Source organism: Pseudomonas sp. O39, from assembly GCF_045447295.1.
GTDB classification, from domain to species: domain Bacteria; phylum Pseudomonadota; class Gammaproteobacteria; order Pseudomonadales; family Pseudomonadaceae; genus Aquipseudomonas; species Aquipseudomonas antarctica_A.
The window spans coordinates 374,779-395,327 of record NZ_JBJGXV010000002.1 but is presented as its reverse complement, the minus strand read 5'-3'; the positions used below and the strand labels follow the sequence as shown (position 1 = coordinate 395,327).

General features: G+C 59.5%; 22 protein-coding genes and 4 tRNA genes. 8 read left to right on the top strand and 18 right to left on the bottom strand.

The annotated features are described in order from the left end of the window. Window positions 1–40 precede the first annotated feature (40 nt). Both ACI77D_RS04335 and ACI77D_RS04330 read left to right on the top strand, forming a co-directional pair. Complete coding sequence (locus ACI77D_RS04335) at window positions 41–304, top strand: hypothetical protein (protein WP_064453232.1); 264 nt, start codon at window positions 41–43, stop codon at window positions 302–304. Window positions 305–397: 93 nt separating this feature from the next. Further along, a complete protein-coding gene (locus tag ACI77D_RS04330; protein ID WP_221295247.1) occupies window positions 398–679 on the top strand; it encodes a hypothetical protein in 282 nt (93 codons plus the stop codon). Window positions 680–712: 33 nt separating this feature from the next. On the opposite strand, the gene ACI77D_RS04325 is transcribed toward ACI77D_RS04330, so the two are convergent. Continuing rightward, the gene (locus ACI77D_RS04325) at window positions 713–1,390 is read right to left on the bottom strand and encodes an HAD family hydrolase (protein WP_064453233.1); all 678 of its coding nucleotides are present in this window, start codon (window positions 1,388–1,390) and stop codon (window positions 713–715) included. Window positions 1,391–1,611: 221 nt separating this feature from the next. Between ACI77D_RS04325 and ACI77D_RS04320 the strand changes: the two genes are divergently transcribed. The 5 genes from ACI77D_RS04320 (at window position 1,612) to ACI77D_RS04300 (ending at window position 5,304) form a co-directional block, all read left to right on the top strand. Then, window positions 1,612–2,382, top strand: a complete 771-nt coding sequence (locus tag ACI77D_RS04320) for an alpha/beta fold hydrolase (protein WP_407016119.1) — start codon at window positions 1,612–1,614, stop codon at window positions 2,380–2,382. A gap of 112 nt (window positions 2,383–2,494) precedes the next feature. Continuing rightward, window positions 2,495–2,755, top strand: a complete 261-nt coding sequence (locus ACI77D_RS04315) for a DUF2790 domain-containing protein (RefSeq protein ID WP_407016118.1) — start codon at window positions 2,495–2,497, stop codon at window positions 2,753–2,755. 42 nt (window positions 2,756–2,797) lie between these two features. Beyond that, window positions 2,798–3,469 (top strand): heavy metal response regulator transcription factor, encoded by a 672-nt coding sequence (locus ACI77D_RS04310; protein WP_064453235.1) that lies wholly within the window; start codon window positions 2,798–2,800, stop codon window positions 3,467–3,469. Next, window positions 3,466–4,866 carry a heavy metal sensor histidine kinase gene (locus ACI77D_RS04305; protein ID WP_407016117.1) on the top strand — a complete coding sequence of 467 codons (1,401 nt, stop codon included), beginning with the start codon at window positions 3,466–3,468 and terminating at the stop codon, window positions 4,864–4,866. Before ACI77D_RS04310 ends, ACI77D_RS04305 begins: the two co-directional genes overlap by 4 nt. 213 nt (window positions 4,867–5,079) lie before the next feature. After that, a complete protein-coding gene (locus tag ACI77D_RS04300) occupies window positions 5,080–5,304 on the top strand; it encodes a hypothetical protein (RefSeq protein WP_064453237.1) in 225 nt (74 codons plus the stop codon). Window positions 5,305–5,310: 6 nt separating this feature from the next. Here ACI77D_RS04300 and pcp read toward each other — a convergent pair whose 3' ends face one another. The 6 genes from pcp to ACI77D_RS04270 form a co-directional block, all read right to left on the bottom strand. After that, complete coding sequence (gene pcp / locus ACI77D_RS04295; protein WP_407016116.1) at window positions 5,311–5,952, bottom strand: pyroglutamyl-peptidase I; 642 nt, start codon at window positions 5,950–5,952, stop codon at window positions 5,311–5,313. A 7-nt stretch (window positions 5,953–5,959) separates the two neighbouring features. Next, window positions 5,960–6,910 carry a DUF979 domain-containing protein gene (locus ACI77D_RS04290; protein WP_407016115.1) on the bottom strand — a complete coding sequence of 317 codons (951 nt, stop codon included), beginning with the start codon at window positions 6,908–6,910 and terminating at the stop codon, window positions 5,960–5,962. Further along, window positions 6,907–7,623, bottom strand: coding sequence for a DUF969 domain-containing protein (locus ACI77D_RS04285; protein WP_407016114.1), 717 nt, complete (start codon window positions 7,621–7,623; stop codon window positions 6,907–6,909). Before ACI77D_RS04285 ends, ACI77D_RS04290 begins: the two co-directional genes overlap by 4 nt. A gap of 241 nt (window positions 7,624–7,864) precedes the next feature. Then, on the bottom strand, window positions 7,865–8,290 hold the full coding sequence (locus ACI77D_RS04280) for a GNAT family N-acetyltransferase (RefSeq protein WP_128587358.1): 426 nt from the start codon (window positions 8,288–8,290) through the stop codon (window positions 7,865–7,867). 450 nt (window positions 8,291–8,740) lie between these two features. Then, window positions 8,741–9,766 carry an acyltransferase gene (locus ACI77D_RS04275; protein WP_407016113.1) on the bottom strand — a complete coding sequence of 342 codons (1,026 nt, stop codon included), beginning with the start codon at window positions 9,764–9,766 and terminating at the stop codon, window positions 8,741–8,743. 304 nt (window positions 9,767–10,070) lie between these two features. After that, window positions 10,071–10,147 (bottom strand) — tRNA-Val (locus ACI77D_RS04270). 184 nt (window positions 10,148–10,331) lie between these two features. On the opposite strand from ACI77D_RS04270, the gene ACI77D_RS04265 reads away from it, so the two are divergent. Then, window positions 10,332–11,615 (top strand): NAD(P)/FAD-dependent oxidoreductase, encoded by a 1,284-nt coding sequence (locus tag ACI77D_RS04265; RefSeq protein ID WP_407016112.1) that lies wholly within the window; start codon window positions 10,332–10,334, stop codon window positions 11,613–11,615. A 239-nt stretch (window positions 11,616–11,854) separates the two neighbouring features. Here ACI77D_RS04265 and ACI77D_RS04260 read toward each other — a convergent pair. From ACI77D_RS04260 to ACI77D_RS04210, 11 genes are all read right to left on the bottom strand, one after another. After that, window positions 11,855–11,931, bottom strand: a tRNA-Asp gene (locus ACI77D_RS04260). A 104-nt stretch (window positions 11,932–12,035) separates the two neighbouring features. Next, a tRNA-Asp gene (locus ACI77D_RS04255) sits at window positions 12,036–12,112 on the bottom strand. A 55-nt stretch (window positions 12,113–12,167) separates the two neighbouring features. Then, a tRNA-Val gene (locus ACI77D_RS04250) sits at window positions 12,168–12,243 on the bottom strand. Between the two features lie 107 nt (window positions 12,244–12,350). Then, the gene (locus ACI77D_RS04245; RefSeq protein WP_082895925.1) at window positions 12,351–13,115 is read right to left on the bottom strand and encodes an SDR family oxidoreductase; all 765 of its coding nucleotides are present in this window, start codon (window positions 13,113–13,115) and stop codon (window positions 12,351–12,353) included. Window positions 13,116–13,126: 11 nt separating this feature from the next. After that, on the bottom strand, window positions 13,127–14,338 hold the full coding sequence (locus tag ACI77D_RS04240; RefSeq protein ID WP_221295250.1) for an O-succinylhomoserine sulfhydrylase: 1,212 nt from the start codon (window positions 14,336–14,338) through the stop codon (window positions 13,127–13,129). Window positions 14,339–14,403: 65 nt separating this feature from the next. Continuing rightward, window positions 14,404–15,909 (bottom strand): amidophosphoribosyltransferase, encoded by a 1,506-nt coding sequence (gene purF, locus ACI77D_RS04235; protein ID WP_064453243.1) that lies wholly within the window; start codon window positions 15,907–15,909, stop codon window positions 14,404–14,406. 41 nt (window positions 15,910–15,950) lie between these two features. Continuing rightward, entirely contained in the window at window positions 15,951–16,508 is a 558-nt protein-coding gene (locus ACI77D_RS04230; RefSeq protein ID WP_003212681.1) for a CvpA family protein, read from the bottom strand. Window positions 16,509–16,766: 258 nt separating this feature from the next. Next, window positions 16,767–17,423, bottom strand: coding sequence for an SPOR domain-containing protein (locus tag ACI77D_RS04225; protein ID WP_064453244.1), 657 nt, complete (start codon window positions 17,421–17,423; stop codon window positions 16,767–16,769). After that, window positions 17,407–18,714 carry a bifunctional tetrahydrofolate synthase/dihydrofolate synthase gene (gene folC / locus ACI77D_RS04220; protein WP_064453245.1) on the bottom strand — a complete coding sequence of 436 codons (1,308 nt, stop codon included), beginning with the start codon at window positions 18,712–18,714 and terminating at the stop codon, window positions 17,407–17,409. Before folC ends, ACI77D_RS04225 begins: the two co-directional genes overlap by 17 nt. Beyond that, the gene (gene accD / locus ACI77D_RS04215; protein WP_064453246.1) at window positions 18,711–19,631 is read right to left on the bottom strand and encodes an acetyl-CoA carboxylase, carboxyltransferase subunit beta; all 921 of its coding nucleotides are present in this window, start codon (window positions 19,629–19,631) and stop codon (window positions 18,711–18,713) included. The genes folC and accD overlap by 4 nt, the downstream gene beginning before the upstream one ends. A 245-nt stretch (window positions 19,632–19,876) precedes the next feature. Further along, a complete protein-coding gene (locus ACI77D_RS04210) occupies window positions 19,877–20,509 on the bottom strand; it encodes a phosphoribosylanthranilate isomerase (protein WP_064453247.1) in 633 nt (210 codons plus the stop codon). Window positions 20,510–20,549: the final 40 nt, after the last annotated feature.

Here is a 20,549-nt window from a genome sequence, read left to right as displayed (position 1 = left end):
ACTATTATCCTGCCATCCGAGTGCGTTCAGGAGCACGTCGATGAGGCCAACCGCAAAGCAGCCACTTGTTTCCAAGTCCTGGGGGATCGCCCTGCTGATAGGGCTGGTCTTCGTGGCGTTGGGATATGGCGTGAGGTTCGAAATTGAAGGCATCAGCGACCCCGGCAAACGTTCGTGGCTGGACCTGGCGCTCTTCTTGTCTGGCTACCTGTTTGCGTTCTGCCTTCAGCCCCTCCAAAAGGCCATTTTGCGCAAATTGTGCCAACGCGCCGCGCAACGTCCCCCGCAGAAAGCCGCACGATGAGGGCCGGTAATCCGCTATCGGATCGCCGGTATTTACAGCCTTGCAGCAGGATCTATGCTTGGCTTGCACGGTCAGTCAAAGGCGTTAAAGCAGATGGACAGCCTCAGCAAATGCCAAATCGAATCGGCACTGGCAGCGCGCCTGCCCAGCTACAAGATCACGTGTACGTTGCACGCTGACGGCACCCTTTCTGCCATCCTCAGTGGCCCGGAAACCGACCATTTCGCGATTACCGGAATCGTGCGGGCGAATTATCGCGGTGCCGAAGCGATTGCCCGGCTTGCCAATGAAATCCTCAGAGAAATGGTGATGTCCCGCCAGGGAATGAGAAGCAGCCGGCTACAGGCGCCGCCTGATCACATCCCTCGCGAATAAGGCCGAGACCGGTAACGGCTCGGCTTTTTCATTTCAGCCCGCCAGACCCTGCAAACTCAGCAGGCCCTCACCGTCGCGCCGGACCTGCAACTGCTCATAGTCGTGGATGGTGGCATGCGCGGTGGCCATGGGCGTCAGGTGAGTAGAGGTCACCACCATTACATCCGCACCGGCCGCCTCCCCGGCTCGAATACCCACGCTCGCATCCTCGAACACCAGGCACTCCCGCACCGGCACCCCCAAACGCTGCGCCCCCAGCACATAACAGGCGGGGTCAGGCTTACCGCTGACAACATCTTCAGCCGTCACCAACACTGCCGGCGGTGCAATGCCCGCAGCAGTCAGGCGGCGCAACGCCAGTTCCCTGGGTGCAGAGGTGACCAGCGCCCATTGATCGCCAGGGAGGCCGTTCAGAAACTCGACAGCGCCGCAAATCGCCACGACCCCCTCGACATCATTGATTTCCGCTTCGGTGATCCACTGCGCTTCAACTTCAGGGTCCACGCCTGGCAATGCTTGACGGGTGATGGTGTCAATAGCGCGTGCGCCATGGATGGTGGTCAGGAAGGCCGCCACATCCAGCCCGTGGCGCTCAGCCCAAGTGCTCCAAACACGCTCGGCGGCCGCAATAGAGTTGAGCAGGGTCCCATCCATATCGAACAGAAAGGCGCGGTAACGTTGGGCAAATACGGCTGAACCTCGGACGGACACGGCGTGGATTCCTCTTGGGCATTAACAAATAATCGACCCGACGCAATCTACGGGTCACCTCCTCGCTTGTAAACGCCAGCGCCGCGCTGCTAACCAAGCGATTGCATTACAGGTTTGTCATCAACCTGTAAGTCTTGTCAGCACCCTCACTTCCTACAGTGGCGTCGTCAGTCACCCACATCGGGTGGCACAACTTCCCACTGAAGATGAAGGGCCGCACGATGAAACCTGCAAGCAAACTCTGCCTGATTGCCGCCAGCCTGTTGATGCTGGGTACCGGCACCGCCATGGCCGGCACCGTCGCACCGGTCAAAGCCGACAACGTGGTGCTGGTGCACGGTTCCTGGGCTGACGGCTCAAGCTGGTCAGAAGTCATCACCCGCCTCCAGGCCGCCGGCCTGCACGTGACCGCCGTACAGAACCCGCTGACATCGGTTGCCGATGACGTCGCCGCGACCAATCGCGTACTGAACCAACAGGACGGCCCTACCGTGCTGGTCGGCCATTCCTACGCCGGTACCGTGGTCAGCGACGCCGGGGCGAACCCGAAAGTCAGCGCCCTGGTGTATGTGGCAGCCCGTGCACCGGACGCCAACGAAGACTTCGTCGCCATTGCTGCCAAGTACCCGAGCATGCCCGTGCGAGCCGGTGTTGTTGAGCACGACGGCTACCTCACCCTGAACCAGGACGCCTTCCTGAAGTACTTCGCCGCCGATGTACCGCACGCCAAGGCGCTGCAGCTGTACGCGGTACAACAACCGATTGCCAAGACCCTTTTCAGCGGCCGCACCGTCAATGCGGCCTGGCACACCAAGCCGTCCTGGTACGCCGTGTCGAGCAATGACCAGACCATCAACCCGGACCTTGAGCGATTCCTCGCCAAGCGCATGAACGCCACCACCATCGAGCTGCCGTCGAGCCACTTGTCGCTGGTGTCCCACGCCAAGGAAATCACTGACCTGATCCTCGAAGCGTCCGGCCGTCAGCCTTAAACCGTTCATTACGAACTTGTCATGATCCTGTTGGCTGGCTGTTTGAGCTGCCTGGTTACTGTGAACTCACTGCCAGGAGCTGGCAGCCAACCCTTTAAAGAGAGAGACCACCATGAAACTGTTTATCCTCGGCTTCAGCGCCTTACTTGCCACCGGCTCAGCGTTCGCAGCCGACACAACCCCCGCCACCAATGTGATCCACGACAAGACCGGCTTCTTCGTGCACCTGGATGTCGACAAAGTCCTGTCGAGCACCGACACCTACGGCCAGTGCGGTATCGTCCCCGCCCGCCTCGATTACCTGGACCATCAGGGTCGCGAGCATGTGCTGGACTATCAGGTTCAGGGCATTGGCTGCGCCAGTGACAATTGATCGGGCTACACTTGCGCAACGCTTAGAACCAGGGCACTTCCCATGAACATCCTCGTAGTCGAAGACGAACCCAAGGCCGGCAATTACCTGCTCAATGGCCTGCAGGAACTGGGTTACTCGGTGAGCCTCGCCCGTGACGGCGTGGACGGGTTGCACCTGGCGCTGGAAACGCCATTCGACGTGATCGTGCTGGACGTGATGATGCCAAAAATGGACGGCTGGGAAGTGCTGCGGCGCCTGCGCAAGGAGGCTGACACTCCGGTACTGTTCCTGACTGCCCGCGATGACATTGCCGACCGTATCAAGGGCCTGGAACTGGGTGCTGATGACTACCTGATCAAACCCTTCTCCTTCGCCGAGTTGGTCGCGCGCTTACGCACCCTGACCCGCCGCGGCCCGAGTCGCGAAGAAGAGCAACTGCACATTGCCGACCTGCAAATCGATGTACTGAAACGCCGGGTCACCCGTGCGGGTACACGCATTACCCTGACCAACAAGGAATTCGCCCTGCTGCACCTGTTCGCCACCCACCAGGATCAGGTGTTGTCACGCTCGATGATTGCCTCGCGGGTCTGGGACATGAATTTCGACAGCGACACCAATGTGGTCGACGTCGCGGTACGACGCCTGCGTCTGAAAATCGATGACCCATTCCAGCTCAAGTTAATTCACAGCGTGCGGGGCATCGGCTACCGCTTCGATATACAGCCATGAACCGCCGCCGGCACTACTCGCTGACTCTGCGCCTGGCGCTGATCTTCGCTCTGCTCGCCTTCGCCCTGCTGGCCACCCTGGGCGTTGCGCTGTATCGCGAACTTGAGCGTGAACTGATCAAACGTGACGATGCTGCCCTGATCTATCGCGCCGACCAGTTACGCAACCTGCTCAACGACAGCAATACCCTGGACCTGATCAAGACCAAGCCAGAGCTGTTCAAGAACATGCTGGGCAACAGCGAGTCGGTGCTGAGCATCGCGGCGCCGGGGCAAAAGCCGTTGCTGTTGGTCAACCCGGGCAACATTGAAATGCCGTCCGTGCCCCCCGTACCAAAAGACCACGAGCTGGGCTTTTCCGACGTGCACCATTTGCCCGGTGTAAATGGCGTGCCTTTCGCCACCGTGGCCGCATCCATCGACTCCGGTGACCTGGGCAGCCTGCAAGTCACCACCGGGCGCCTGATGACTGAACGCACCGCCATGCTCGCCAGCTATCGCCTGAGTGTGTTTATCCTGGCAACCGTTGCGGCAATCATCCTCGCATTGGTGGGGTACCTGCTGGTGCACCGCGGGCTTTTGCCGTTGCGGCGCCTGGCCAAACACGCCCAAGGCATCGGCGTGGGCAACCTGGCTGAACGACTCGACAGCCACGGTGCGCCGAAAGAACTGCTGCCGATGATCAACGCCTTCAACACCATGCTCGAGCGACTGGCCAAAGGCTTCGTGCAGCTGGGCCAGGTGTCCACCGACATGGCCCACGAACTGCGTACGCCGATCAACAATCTGCTGGGCGAAACGCAAGTCGCCCTGCAACAGAGCCGCAGCATCGAAAGCTACCAGCAACTGCTGGCCTCCAACGTCGAAGAGCTCGAACGCCTGGCGCGGATGCTCGACAACATGCTGTTCCTCGCCCGCACCGACCCGGCCAGCGCCCTGCGCCAGCGCCAGGAGCTGAGTGCGGCGGAGGAAGTGGAGCGTATGGCTGACTACTTCGAAGGGTTGGCGAGCGACGTGGATATCAGCATTCTCGCCGAGGGTGACGGTGTGATCTGGGCTGAACCGATGTTATTGCGTCGTGCACTGGCCAATCTGTGTGCAAACGCTATCAAGTACGGCGCCCCCCGTTCAGAACTTTTGATTCAGGCGGTTCCAGATGCCGATGGCATCAACCTGCGGGTCAGCAATCGGGGTGAAACCATACCCGCCGAGCATTTGCCGCGCCTGTTCGAACGGTTTTACCGAGTGGATGAGTCGCGGGAACGCTCGGCCCAGTCCAACGGGTTGGGGCTATCGATTGTCGCAACGATCATGCTGCTGCATAACGGTCGCTACAGCGTTACCAGTGAGGCAGGGGTGACGTGTTTTGAGTTGTTCTTTCCACGGCGGGAAGCCTGACCTCCCAGGCGAGAACCTTGGTGGTATTTTGCAAAGGTTTGTCGCTCACGGTCGGCCCGAACTGGTACTAATCTTCGTTCCCAAGCGCTCTCTCACTTCAACCAAAAAAGGTGTCACGCTTTGGAGAAAAAACAATATCGGCTAGGTTGGGCGAACACACTGAACATCCCGGCTCAAGGTAGAGCCGGTGGAGGCAATGACGGAGGTTCGGGCATGGAAAAACGCTTGGGTTTACTGGAAAAAGGGCTGGCTGAAATGAAAGAGAAGCTATTCGCCGTTTCGAGCAGGGCAGACTCCATGGAAAAGCACTTCGCCACCAAGGCGGACCTGGCGACCACAGAGCTGAATCTCATCAAATGGTACGTCGCTACCGCGTTCGCAATGACCGGGCTCGCGTGCGCCATTACCGTCGGCCTGACCCGACTGTTGAACGGCTAAGGCAGATCAACTGATCTGCCCACCGGTTTGCACCCAATCAACCTGAGTGTTCCATGCCGCACGTACGGCTACGCGCAGCCCCTCGACTGTCGTCACTAACGGCATCGAAGCCTGCCCACTGCCTGCGACTTGCTCCGGCAGGTTCGGTACATGAATAAACCCGCTGCGAACGTCCGTACCGACCAGCGCGTGCTGCAGCAGGTAAAACACCTGATTACACACAAATGTGCCCGCCGTCTGCGAAACCGACGCCGCAATCCCGGCCTCGCGCATCGCCTTGACCATAGCCTTGATCGGCAGCGTGCTGAAGTAGGCGGCCGGCCCGTCGACCACGACCGCCGTATCGATAGGTTGCTCACCCAGGTTGTCGGGGATGCGCGCGTCGTTAACGTTGATCGCGACTCGCTCCACGGAGATATCACTACGCCCAGGCCCGAGACCCGTGGCAATCACCATCGCCGAGCGCAATTCGGCGATTAGCCCAGCCAGGCACTGCCCCACCATGGCAAACGCACAAGGCAGCAGACGCGCAACAATCTGCACACCCTCGCCCAGTTGCACGCCATCCAACTGGCGCACCGCCTCCCAGGACGGGTTGACCGGGTCTTGATCAAAGGGCTCGAAGCCCGTCAGCAGTAAAGTTTGCATCTTGGCCTCACATCAACAGGTAGAGCAGGACAATATTGACGACCAGCATCATTAAGGCGGTCGGCAGTTGCGCCTTGATCACTGCGTTCTTGTCCGGCAACTCCAGCAACGCCGCCGGCACGATATTGAAGTTGGCCGCCATAGGCGTCATCAGCGTACCGCAATAGCCGGAGAACATACCGATCGCCGCCATCACCGCCGGGTTACCGCCATAGATACCCACCAGTACCGGCACGCCAACACCGCCTGTCATGACCGGGAAAGCCGCAAAGCCATTGCCCATGATCACGGTGAACAGGGCCATGCCCAGTACATACACCATCACCGCAACCAGTTTGAAATCCAGGTTGATGTAGGTGGTAGTCACATGCGCAACCGCCGTGCCGACCCCGGCCTCATTGAATAAAAGCCCGAGCATCGCCAGCATCTGCGGGAGCACCATGGCCCAGCCCAAGGCTTCGGTCAGGCGCCGGGATTCGCGCAAGGCTTGCACAGGCGTATCGCGGGTCAACCAGCAGGCCAGGCCGAGGGCGATCAGGCAACCGACACCGAGCGATACAAAGGTGGTGTTTTTCGGGTCCAGCAGTGGCACGCCACCGATTTCGGTGTGCTTGAGCAACACCGAACCAATCACGGTAGTCAGGGGAATGGCCAACGCCGGGATAAACAGCTTGTGGCCCAGTCGACCAGCACTGGCACGGGCAGACTTGTCATGCAACTGGGCATGTGCGCCTCGACCGACGCCGCCAAAACCTGCGATCAACGCCATCACTACGACGCCAATGCCAATGAGTATCGGCGGCAAGCGCTCCCCGACCAGGAACGGTATAGCGAACAGCAGCCAAAATGCGGCGCTGGACCAGCGCTTGGGGTGGGTTCGATCCATCAGGATCATGCCTGCGGTAATCAGCAACAAAATGCCGGCAAGCCAGTACAGGTATTCAATCGAGATGATCATTGCGCGGCCTCCACAGGCGTGACGGCGGGCGTCATCTCGCGGGTGAGTCTTCGGTCAAACCGATGCAGGCGAATCGCGTGGATGATAAAGGCACAAATCGCTGTCGGGATGCCCCACACCGCAATGTGCAACGGCTCCACATCTATGCCCGAACCCAGCAGGAAGGTATGCATCAGCGCAATTGCACCGAAGGCGACAAAGATGTCTTCACCGAAAAACAGCCCGACGTTATCGGTTGCCGCACACATGGCCAGTACCTTGTGACGCAGCGTGTCCGGCAGCTTGCCATAGCGCTTTTCGGCGGCGCCCTCGGCCATCGGCGCCAACAGCGGCCGCACCATTTGGGGATGCCCACCCAGGCTGGTGAGCCCCATCGCCGCCGTGGACTCGCGCACAAACAGATAGATGATCAACAAACGTCCGACGGTGGCGCGTTCAAAGCGAGCGATCCAGTTCTGCGCGTGCAGGCGCAAACCATGGCGCTCCAACAGGCCAATGACTGCCAGGGGCAATAACAAGATCAGTTGCAGGGCGCGCGTTTGAAGAAAACCTTCGCCCATGCTGGCGAGGATTCTGTCCAACGGAAAGTGGGCGGCAAGCCCTGTGGCGATGGAGGCGGCGGTGACTACCAACAGTGGATTGAAGCTCAAGACGAAGCCAACCACGATGACAAGTACGCCGATCAACGGCCATAGGTTCACAACAGTTTGCATGACGATGAGGTCCTTGAATGCGCGCTGCGGCGCCATTACAGCAGGATGTGAACAAAGGGTTCACAGCATGAAAGTAGCGTGCAGCCCGGCGCGGTTTTTATTGTTGACCTGGAAGGTCGAGCGTCAGTGGCGGCAACTGTGCTGCTTGGGGGCGGGGGGTGTCCAACAAGAAAAATTGTTGCTGCAAACCAATAAATTTTGTGGGTAATTGGCGCCAGATGATCCGGCGCCGTGCAGGGATTTAGCCCAGGCGTTTTTGAAAAAAGTGCCGTTGATGACCCGGCGGATAATCAGCGATATGACCAAACTCACTGAAGCCCAGCTTGCGATAAAAGTCCGGCGCCTGGAAGCTGAAGGTGTCCAGCCAGATCCCGGCACATCCGCGTTCACGCGCCAGATCTTCAGCGGCGCCCATCAAACGCGTGCCGGTTCCTTGAGTACGCATCTGGTCCGGAATGCTCAAGAGTTCAACGAACAACCATCCGTAGGAAATCTTCCCATATAGACCGCCCACCACCTCTTGAGAAGTGGGATCACGTAGCAAAATGCCGACGGTTTCAAATGCCATTGCACCGGTATGGCTGAGGTTATACGCCCTCAGCGGTTTGAGGATGGCCTCACGCTCCTGCGCCGTCACGTCGAACGACACTTCCATTGCCAATTCCATCGTTTGCTCCCAGGGCTGAATTCAATCATCCGTCAGTATGCAGGGTCACTGCGGCTTGCGCAGCACCTCACAATCGGTGCAGATTGACTACAGGCCTCTTAATGCTGCGGCCCCACCGGCAATGCCTCCAGCGCTGCGGCGCCCATTTGAAAGCGCGGTATTGATCCACGCAGATCGGTTCGACAGCGAAATCCTGTTCCAGACCTATACTCAATAACGCGGTCACGCGTTGCGCGCACCGCTCACGGTACTTTGCCAACGAAGAGGGAGTCACTATGTACGCCGGACAAATAGGTATGGCGACAACGAATGGTGAAATACGGTGCCAGTTGGTTGTTCAAATCATCTGCCTGTTATCGGTCGCTACCCTGTTCTGCTGATCAGTCAGTAACAGCCGCCTTCCACATCTGCCGCTGGAGCCCATGCGGCGGACATCTTCGCGCCCGACACTTAAATAATATGCCTGAAGGGCTTGAACTGGCGCGCAATAAATATAGGTGCCAGCGTCATGATGAAGATAGCGAAAACCAGCGCGGGAATAACCCAGAGCATCGAATGGCCTTCAATGAAGGGGCCATAGACGATACTCAGCCTGTTCATCACAAAGATATGTAAGCAGTACACACCCAGGGTAGAGCCTGCCAGCACATTTAATGTTTTAGCGTATCTGGACAGTCGCGTCCCTAGCCCCATCAATAGCCGAAACCCGAAAACAGCCCCCGCCACGACAAAAGGCGAAAGGTAAGAAAAAAACAGTTGATTGGGCGTGCCGTCTCGCAGAGATAACCAATAGGTCGCCAACGCGGTGCACACGGCGCTCGTGATAAAACCTGCGGCATCCGCCAGAAGCGATTGCTTCACCTGCGTTTTGATCCGATCAAACACATAAGCGCCAAGAAACACAAACCCACTTAACCCGACAAACGATGAAAGACCGTACACAGAGGCTACGTCACCCATCCCCGGATAAAAGTAAGCGACTAAGGGAATCACGCAGGCAACGACGAACCAAATAGAGAGGTAGGTGATCTTCTCCGCGTCTGTGGAATGTCGATAAATCTTCGACATGAATGGAATAAACAGATAAATCCCCACCAAGGCATACAGGTACCACAGGTGAAAATAAGCAGGCCCCTTGAGCACGGAAAACAATGAGGCACTTAACCCACTGTAATCACCACTCAACCTGGCCTTCCACAGCACGTAGAACACCGACCAAAATATAAGTGGCGGGAAGATGCGTAAAAATCGCTTGGTGTAAAACTGCGTCACCCCTTCTTCCCTGCCCAGCAACAGTGCACCCGACAACATCAAGAAGAGTGGAACACACGCCCGAACAAGTGAGTCATACGCATTAAAATAAACCCAGTCATGACTAAATTCGGCAACGCCCGTTGCGAACACATGAAGAACAACGACCATTAAGCAAGCGATGATTCGTGTGAAATCCAATCCAACACTAAGGTCTTTTCTCATTGTTCCCTTCGAGCCCCTATCACGCGACATTCGAGTTTTATTTTATCTCGCAGCCTTTTCCTTAGGCTGACTTCACCAAAACATTCGTTATAACAGTAGCGTGAAAAGCGCCCGTACGGGTATAGGCTATTTTGTCGATCCCTCATAACACCTGCGCTGATTGCCCTCATGCCGGCTTGAATCCAAAGCTATTCAGCACTGCACGAAGGCGCTCAAATTGGATGCCTAGTCAAATCGAGGACAACAAAAAAGGGCCCACCTTTCGGTGAGCCCTTCTAGACCGCCCAGCAGAGCGGATTTTGTTTGGTAGGCGCGATTGGACTCGAACCAACGACCCCCACCATGTCAAGGTGGTGCTCTAACCAACTGAGCTACGTGCCTGCTGTGAGGCGGCATTCTACGGAATTCCGGAGGGGTGTCAACATCTTTTTTGCAGCTAACCCTATGAATATGCGAATTATTTATTCGCGCCGGGCACACCCTAGGTTTTCGGGTGGCTGGCAGGCAATTTTCAACTCAGGTAGGATCGGCGCACTCGTAAAAAATATAAAACAGAGGTTCCAGGATGGCGAACACCCCCTACCCCCAGTCATATTACGCCGCATCCGCGAATGCGGTTCCGCCGCGCCCGGTACTGCAAGGTGAAGTCGAAACCGATGTGTGCGTGATTGGCGCTGGCTACACCGGCCTTTCAAGCGCGCTGTTTCTGCTGGAGAGCGGTTTTCGCGTCACCGTGCTGGAAGCCGCCAAAGTGGGGTTTGGCGCCTCGGGCCGTAATGGCGGGCAGATCGTCAACAGCTATAGCCGCGACATCGACGTGATCGAACGCAGCGTCGGCCCCAAGCAGGCGCAACTGCTCGGGCAGATGGCGTTTGAAGGCGGCAGGATCATCCGTGAACGCGTGGCAAAGTACCAAATCCAGTGCGACTTGAAGGACGGCGGCGTGTTCGCTGCACTCAACAGCAAGCACATGGGTCATCTGGAGTCGCAGCAACGACTGTGGGAGCGCTACGGCCATACGCAGCTGGAGTTGCTGGACGAGCGCCGTATCCGCGAAGTGGTGGCCTGTGACAACTATGTCGGCGGCCTGCTGGACATGAGTGGCGGACACATTCATCCGCTCAACCTCGCGCTGGGCGAGGCGGCGGCTGTGGAGTCGCTGGGCGGCACAATCTACGAGCAATCGGCGGCAGTGCGCATCGAGCGCGGCGCCAACCCAGTGGTGCACACTGCCGAGGGCAAGGTCAGGGCCAAGTTCGTCATCGTCGCGGGCAACGCCTACCTCGGGAACCTGGTGCCGGAGCTGGCGGCCAAATCGATGCCATGCGGCACACAGGTCATCACCACCGCACCGCTGGGCGATGAGCTGGCCAGGACGTTGCTGCCGCAGGATTACTGCGTCGAGGACTGCAACTACCTGCTCGACTACTACCGACTTACCAGCGACAAGCGCCTGATCTTCGGCGGCGGCGTGGTGTATGGCGCGCGTGACCCGGCAAACATTGAAGCAATCATCCGCCCGAAGATGCTCAAAGCCTTCCCGCAGCTCAAGGATGTGAAAATCGACTACGCCTGGACCGGTAATTTCCTGCTGACCCTGTCGCGCCTGCCGCAGGTTGGTCGCCTGGGCGACAACATCTATTACTCCCAAGGCTGCAGTGGCCACGGCGTGACGTACACGCACCTGGCTGGCAAGGTGCTGGCAGAAGCGTTGAGAGGCCAGGCAGAGCGTTTTGATGCGTTTGCCGACCTGCCGCACTACCCGTTCCCGGGTGGGCAACTGTTGCGCACGCCGTTTGCGGCGCTGGGCGCGTGGTACTACGGGCTGCGGGATAAGTTGGGGTTCTGAGCCTACCTGATTGTGGGAGCGGGCTTGCTCGCGAAGGCGGTGTGTCAGCCACTGAATATGTAGCTGACAAACCGTATTCGCGAGCAAGCCCGCTCCCACATTTCTGACCGAGGAACAGCCGGAGCCAAATTGCAGACACAAAAAACCCCGGTCTTTCGACCAGGGTCTTTGCTATCGGATCAAAGAAGCTTAACGCTTGCTTTGTGCTTCAAGGCGTTCAGTGGGCCTTGAGGCAGATATGGCGCAGCGGACGGGACTCGAACCCGCGACCCCCGGCGTGACAGGCCGGTATTCTAACCGACTGAACTACCGCTGCGTATCGCTTGACCGGCTGCGCGTGAACGCTCAACCGTCTTTAAACATCTGATCGTTCAGCCTTGGCTGTTCGATCTCAAGCCCGACAAGTCGAACCTGGAAATATGGCGCAGCGGACGGGACTCGAACCCGCGACCCCCGGCGTGACAGGCCGGTATTCTAACCGACTGAACTACCGCTGCGCGTCGGTGCAACCTTTAACGTTGCGTCTTGCCCTGAAGCAAAACTCTCAAGAAGTGGTGGGTGATGACGGGATCGAACCGCCGACCCTCTGCTTGTAAGGCAGATGCTCTCCCAGCTGAGCTAATCACCCTTTGCTTCGTTGAGGCCGCGAAATTTACGCAGGTAGCGGACCTAAGTCAATAGCCTGCTTGAAGTTTTTCTGAAAAAGACAAAATTGCTTCAAGACGGCTACCGGCCCTACTCGCTGTAAATCATCTTCTTGCTCATGCCACCGTCCACCACAAACTCCTGCCCGGTGACAAACCCCGCCTGACGCGACAGCAACCACGCCACCATCGCCGCCACGTCTTCAACCGTACCCACCCTGCCCGCCGGATGCTGGGCGTGATCGGCATCGGTCAATGGCTCGGCACGCCGAGCAGCAGGATCACGCGCATCGATCCAACCAGGGCTCACGGCGTTAACCCGCACCTCTGGCCCCAGACTCATGGCCAAGGCGTGAGTCAGGGCCAGCAGACCGCCCTTGCTCGCCGCGTAGGCTTCGGTGTCGGGCTCCGACTGGCGGGCCCGGGTCGACGCCAGGTTGACGATGGCACCGCCGTGGGCACGCAGATACGGCGCACAGTGCTTGGCCAACAGCATCGGCCCACTGAGGTTCACCGCCAGCACCCGGTTCCAGTAAGCCAGGTCAAGGCTCTCCAGGGTGATATTGCGCGGGTCGGCCACTGCCGCGTTGCACACCAACGCATCCAGGCGCCCGAACTGGCCCAGCACTTCGGCAACGCCCTGGGCGACTTGTTTCTCATCCGCCACGTCCATGGTAATAAACCAGGCATTGTCACCCAGCACCTTGGACACCTTGGAACCGCGCTCGCGGTCAAGGTCGGTCAACACCACTTGCCAGCCTTCACTAATCAGCCACGCGGCGATACCGAGGCCAATGCCGCGCGCCGCGCCCGTCACCAGTGCAACGCGACCGTTACCGGTCGCTGCAGCGTCCATGGACCACTCGATCACAAGGCAGCCAGCCCGCGGGCCAGGTCAGCCTGCAAGTCAGCCACATCTTCCAGGCCCACGGCGATGCGAATCAGGCTGTCACGGATGCCCGCCGCTTCACGCTCTTGCGGGGTCAGACGACCGTGGGAAGTGGTACCTGGGTGAGTAATAGTGGTTTTGCTGTCACCCAGGTTGGCGGTGATGGAGATCAAGCGCGTCGCGTCGATAAAGCGCCAGGCGCCTTCTTTGCCACCCTTCACTTCAAAGCTCACCACACCGCCGAAACCACGCTGCTGACGCTGAGCCAACGCGTGCTGCGGGTGGCTCTTGAGGCCGGCGTAATGGACCTTCTCGATACCGTCCTGCTGCTCCAGCCACTCGGCCAAAGCCTGCGCATTGGCGCAATGGGCTTTCATGCGCAGGCTGAGGGTCTCCAGACTCTTGAGGAAGATCCAGGCGTTGAACGGGCTCAGGCTCGGGCCAGCGGTACGCAAGAAGCCCACCACTTCCTTCATCTGTTCGCTGCGGCCAGCAACCACGCCGCCCATGCAACGGCCCTGGCCATCGATGAACTTGGTGGCCGAGTGCACAACGATGTCTGCGCCCAGCTTCAACGGCTGCTGCAAGGCAGGCGTGCAGAAGCAGTTATCGACCACCAGCATCGCGCCTTTAGCATGAGCTATTTCGGACAAGGCGGCTATATCCACCAACTCGGCCAGTGGGTTGGAGGGCGACTCGACGAACAACAGCTTGGTGTTGGCCTTGATTGCCGCCTCCCAGCCGGAAAGTTCGGCCAAAGGCACGTAGTCCACTTCAACACCGAAGCGCTTGAAGTACTTCTCGAACAAGCTGATGGTCGAACCGAATACGCTGCGCGACACCAGCACGTGGTCACCCGCGCTGCACAGGCTCATCACCACGGCCAGAATGGACGCCATGCCGGTTGCCGTGGCGACTGCCTGCTCAGCACCTTCCAGCGCCGCGATACGCTCTTCAAACGCTCGCACGGTCGGGTTGGTGTAGCGCGAATAAACGTTGCCCGGCACTTCACCGGCAAAACGCGCAGCGGCGTCGGCAGCAGTGCGGAACACATAGCTTGAGGTGAAGAACATCGGGTCACCGTGCTCACCTTCCGGGGTGCGGTGCTGGCCGGCGCGCACAGCCAGGGTATCGAAAGCTACGCCATCGAGGTCGCTGTCCAACCGACCGGCATCCCATTCCTGACTCATGCTGCGACTCCTCACTCAATTCTTTATTTAAGATACAAAACCGGCCCCTCAGGGCCGGTGTTTACTCAGTTGTTGTACAGATCGATGATCGCGCTGACCGCCTGGGTCTTGATCTTCGACGAGTCGTTACGCGCCTGCTCGATCTTGTTCAGGTAAGCCTCATCGACATCACCGGTCACATACTTGCCGTCGAACACGGCGCAGTCGAACTGCTCGATCTTGATCTTGCCACCGCCGACCGCTTCGATCAGGTCCGGCAGGTCCTGATAGATCAGCCAGTCGGCGCCGATCAGGTCGGCCACGTCCTGGGTCGAACGGTTGTGGGCGATCAGTTCGTGGGCGCTCGGCATGTCGATACCGTACACGTTCGGGTAACGCACGGCAGGCGCGGCGGAACAGAAGTACACGTTCTTCGCACCGGCTTCGCGGGCCATCTGGATAATCTGCTTGCACGTGGTGCCGCGCACGATGGAGTCGTCCACCAGCATCACGTTCTTGCCACGAAATTCCAGCTCGATGGCGTTGAGCTTCTGGCGGACCGACTTCTTGCGCGCTGCCTGGCCCGGCATGATGAAGGTACGGCCGATGTAGCGGTTCTTGACGAAACCTTCGCGGAACTTGACGCCCAGATGGTTGGCCAGCTCCAGCGCAGCGGTACGGCTGGTGTCCGGAATCGGGATCACCACGTCGATATCGTGCTCTGGACGTTCGCGCAGGATCTTCTCGGCCAGCTTCTCGCCCATGCGCAGACGCGCCTTGTAGACCGAAACGCCATCAATGATCGAATCCGGACGCGCCAGGTAGACGTGTTCGAAGATGCACGGGGTGAGTTTCGGCGCCACAGCACACTGACGGGTATGCAGCTTGCCATCTTCGGTGATGTACACCGCTTCGCCCGGGGCCAGGTCACGGATCAGGGTGAAGCCCAGCACGTCCAGGGACACACTTTCGGAAGCGATCATGTACTCGACGCCCTCGTCGGTGTGACGCTGGCCGAACACGATCGGGCGGATGCCGTGGGGGTCGCGGAAACCGACGATGCCATAACCGGTGATCATGGCCACCACCGCGTAGCCGCCGACGCAACGGTTGTGCACATCAGTGACGGCAGCGAACACATCTTCTTCGGTCGGCTGCAACTTGCCACGCTGGGCCAGCTCGTGAGCGAACACGTTAAGCAGCACTTCCGAGTCGGAGTTGGTGTTGACGTGGCGCAGGTCAGATTCGTAAATCTCCTTGGCCAGCTGTTCAACGTTGGTCAGGTTACCGTTGTGCGCCAGGGTGATGCCATAAGGCGAGTTGACGTAAAACGGTTGAGCTTCGGCCGAAGTCGAGCTACCGGCAGTCGGGTAACGCACATGGCCAATGCCCATGTGCCCGACGAGGCGTTGCATGTGACGCTGATGGAACACGTCACGCACCAGGCCATTGTCCTTGCGCAGGAATAACCGGCCGTCGTGGCTGGTCACAATACCGGCAGCGTCCTGGCCGCGGTGCTGGAGGACGGTTAGCGCGTCATACAGCGCCTGATTGACGTTCGACTTACCGACGATACCGACGATGCCACACATGCGACGCAACCCCTACTTAATGAATCTTGACTGAACACAGCTTACTGAGGCGTTTTGGCCGGTAAAAGGTGTTCCTTGAACGGAAGATCAGCGGGTACGCTGATTCCGCTGGCCAGCCACTGACTGCTCCACCCCAGAATGAGGTTCTTGGACCAGTCTGCAACCAATAGAAATTTTGGCACGAGTACCGACTCCTGCCACCACGAATCCTGCTGTACCGGCCCCAGGCTCAACAGCCCGACCGCCACAACCACCAGCAGGCCGCCACGCGCGGCGCCGAAGGCCATGCCGAGAAATCGATCGGTCCCGGAGAGGCCGGTGACACGTATCAACTCGCCAATAAGATAATTGACCATTGCCCCCACCAGCAGCGTGGCGATGAACATGATGGCGCAGCCCGCGATAACGCGAGCCGAAGGTGTTTCGATATACCCGGCCAGGTAAACCGACAGTGAACCACCGAACATCCAGGCTACGACTCCTGCGATGATCCAAGTCAGCAACGACAGTGCTTCTTTTACGAAGCCGCGGCTTAGACTGATCAAAGCGGAGATGGCGACGATTGCAACGATCGCCCAATCAACCCAGGTAAATGGCACAGTGCAGCCTACGTACGGATAAGGCGGCGCATTTTAGCAGAGCGCCGGGCTATCGGTAAGCTGTGATTACGGGTGCTTTGCAAATCAATGGGTTGCCCAGAGTTAACGCTATCTCAAGACCACTGAAAACTAATGTGGGAGCTGGCTTGCCTGCGATGACGCTGGCACTTTCAACATCACTGTTGACTGCCCCACCGCTATCGCAGGCAAGCCAGCTCCCACACTTGGCCTGCGCCCCACCTAAAAGCGCGTAACTATTCAGCCGCGCTCAGGCTGGAAACGCACCACAAAACCATTGAGATTCTGCTGCCGGCCCAACAAGTCCCGCAGGCGATCCGCCTCGGCACGCTCGATCAGCGGCCCGATAAACACCCGGTTCTTGCCGTCGGCGCTACGGATATAGGCGTTGTAGCCCTGGGTACGCAGCTTTTTCTGCAAGGCTTCGGCGCTCTCGCGGTTGGCCAGGCTGGCGAGCTGGATCGACCAACTGATCGGCAAGCCATTCGGATCGATACGGCTCTGCCCCACATCAGGCTTACCCGGCGCAGCCGGTTGCGGCGCTACTGGCTTGGGCGCAGGCGCGGGCGCAACAGGCTTGGCGGCAACGACCGGGGCCGGAGCAGGCTTGACCACAGGAACACTCGGCTGTATCGGCTGGGTCGGCGCCTGCTGCGCAGCGATTTCCTCGTCGGTCGGCACCGGCTCTTGCGGCAGCGCCTGCGGCTCGGGCACCACCACCGGCTCAACCTGAACCTGAGGGACCGCAGGCGCCTGGGGCGCGGCCGGCGCCTCGACGACTACCTGGCGCTGTTCGTCCTGACGGGAAAACAGCATCGGCAGAAAAATCACCGCCAACGCCACCAACACCAGGGCCCCAACCATTCGCTGCTTGTATGCGCTATCCAGTAATGCCATGTGCAGCTTCCTCCGTGGAGCGCCGGGCCAACCACTCGAGCGCCTCGGCAACACAATAAAATGATCCGAACAACAGAATTTCGTCCTCGGCCGTGGCCACCGCGCATTGCGCTTCAAGTGCCGCGGTGACGCTTGCATACGACGCCACCGATGCGCCAAGGTTCTGCAAGGCGATTTCCAGCTCGGCGGCCGGACGAGTGCGCGGCGTATCCAGCGGCGCTACCGCCCACGCCTGGACATTGCTCAGCAACGGCGCGACCACGCCGTCCAGGTCTTTATCGGCCAACAGCCCGAACACCGCCAAACGGCGACCAGCCGGTGGCGTGCGCGACAGGCGCTGTGCCAGGTATTCGGCAGCGTGCGGGTTGTGCCCCACATCCAGCAGCAGATTCAAACGCTTGCCCGCCCACTCGAACGTGCGGCGATCCAGACGCCCAACCACACGAGTCGCCTGCAATGTCGCAGCAATCTGCTCGGCATTCCACGGCAAATCCATCAGCAAGTAGGCTTGCAGCGCGAGCGCAGCGTTTTCCATCGGCAGGTTCAGCAGCGGCAAATCACGCAACTCTACAACTTGCCCACGCCCATCACGCCCGCGCCATTGCCAATGCTGGTTGCCAATCTCGAGATTGAATTCGCGCCCCCGCAGGAAAAACGGGCAATCCAGTTCACGCACCTTATCGAGCAAGGTATGCGGCGGGTTCAGGTCGCCACACAGCGCAGGCTTGCCCTGACGGAAGATACCAGCCTTTTCATAGGCTACCGACTCGCGGGTATTACCCAGGTAGTCGGCATGGTCAACGCCAATGCTGGTGACCAGCGCGAGGTCGGCATCTACCACGTTGACCGTGTCCAGACGCCCACCCAGGCCAACTTCCAGGACAACCACATCCAACTGCGCACGCTCGAACAGCCAGAACGCCGCCAAGGTGCCCATCTCGAAGTAAGTCAGGGATATCTCACCACGCCCGACGTCCAGCGCGGCGAAGGCTTCGCAGAGCTGCTCGTCAGTGGCTTCGACGCCATTGAGCTGCACCCGCTCGTTGTAACGCAACAGGTGCGGGGAGTTGTACACGCCCACCTTCAGCCCTTGAGCCTGCAGCAGCGCCGCGACAAAGGCGCAGGTAGAGCCTTTGCCGTTGGTACCGGTCACCGTGACCACGCGCGGTGCCGGCCGGCCCAACCCAAGGCGGGCCGCTACCTGTTGCGAGCGCTCCAGGCCCATGTCGATGGCGGACGGATGCAATTGCTCAAGGTAGGCGAGCCATTCGCCCAGGGTACGCTGGGTCATAGGTTTGCAGGCACCGGCGGCACGACGATTGGCTCGACTTTAGGCGCGATGTACACCGGTGTCGGCAGGCCCATCATTTGCGCCAGCAGGTTACCCAGGCGTGGACGCAGCTCGCCACGGGCGATGATCATGTCGATGGCGCCGTGCTCAAGCAGGAACTCGCTGCGCTGGAAACCTTCCGGCAGCTTTTCGCGAACGGTTTGTTCAATCACGCGCGGGCCGGCAAAGCCGATCAGGGCCTTCGGCTCACCGACGATCACATCACCCAGCATCGCCAGGCTGGCGGAAACGCCGCCGTAGACCGGGTCGGTCAGCACGGAGATGAACGGAATGCCTTCTTCGCGCAGACGCGCCAGCACCGCGGAGGTCTTGGCCATTTGCATCAGGGAGATCAGCGCTTCCTGCATACGCGCGCCACCTGAGGCGGCGAAGCAGATCATCGGGCAACGGTTTTCCAGGGCGTAGTTGGCGGCACGTACGAAACGCTCACCCACGATGGCGCCCATGGAACCGCCCATGAAGGAGAACTCAAACGCGGACACGACAACCGGCATGCCCAGCAGCTTGCCGCTGACCGAAATCAGCGCGTCCTTCTCACCGGTCTGCTTCTGCGCAGCGGTCAGGCGGTCCTTGTACTTCTTGCCGTCGCGGAACTTGAGTCGGTCAACCGGCTCCAGGTCGGCGCCCAGCTCGTTACGGCCATCGGCGTCGAGGAAAATGTCGATGCGGGCGCGGGCGCCGATACGCATGTGGTGGTTGCACTTGGGGCAAACGTCCAGGGTCTTTTCCAGCTCGGGGCGGTACAGCACCGCGTCGCAGGATGGGCACTTGTGCCACAGACCTTCAGGAACCGAGCTTTTCTTCACCTCGGAACGCATGATCGAAGGGATCAGTTTGTCTACTAACCAGTTGCTCATGCTTTCTTTCTCCAGTACCGGTGGCTTGAACACAGCCCCGCGTATGCCCTTGAGCTAAATTCATATGTGGCGATGACACATGCTGGACGGGGTCAGACGTTCGACCGGCCATTTCCCGCATGCCTCCTCAGCCTTCCAGACAACCTGCCAGCGCAGGGTTGCCACTTCATTTCCGGGCCTCCCGCAGGCGGCGCCGGTGCTGTTCTACACAGTGGTAGTTATGGACGGCGGCAGACTGTCAGCCGTCACATCGCGCCACTGCTGTTGCGCACGGCCTGCATGAATGCGCGAATCTTCTGGTGATCCTTGATGCCCTTGCCCTGCTCCACCCCACCACTCACGTCCACCGCGTACGGCCTGACCTGCTCGATGGCCGCCCCGACATTGGCCGGGTTGAGGCCACCCGCGAGGATGATCGGCGTCTTCAAGCCTTCGGGAATCAGCGTCCAGTCGAAGGCCTCACCCGTTCCGCCGGGCACACCTTCGACATAGGTGTCCAACAGAATCCCGCGAGCACCAGTATAGGCCGCACAGGCGGCGGCAATGTCATCCCCCGCCTTGACCCGCAGCGCCTTGATATAGGGGCGCTGGTAGCTTTCACACTCGTCGGGGCTTTCATCGCCATGGAATTGCAGCATGTCCAGCTGCACGGCATCCAGGGTTTCGTTGAGTTCGCAGCGACTGGCGTTGACGAACAGCCCCACGGTGGTCACGAACGGCGGCAGCGCGGCAATGATTGCCCGAGCCTGCAACACATTCACCGCCCGCGGGCTTTTGGCATAAAACACGAAACCAATGGCATCCGCGCCCGCCTCGACTGCCGCCAGCGCGTCTTCTATGCGGGTAATCCCGCAAATCTTGCTGCGAACGGCTGACATGTCGTAGAAACCTCAGGGTTGGACCGAGAAAGTCCCGGAT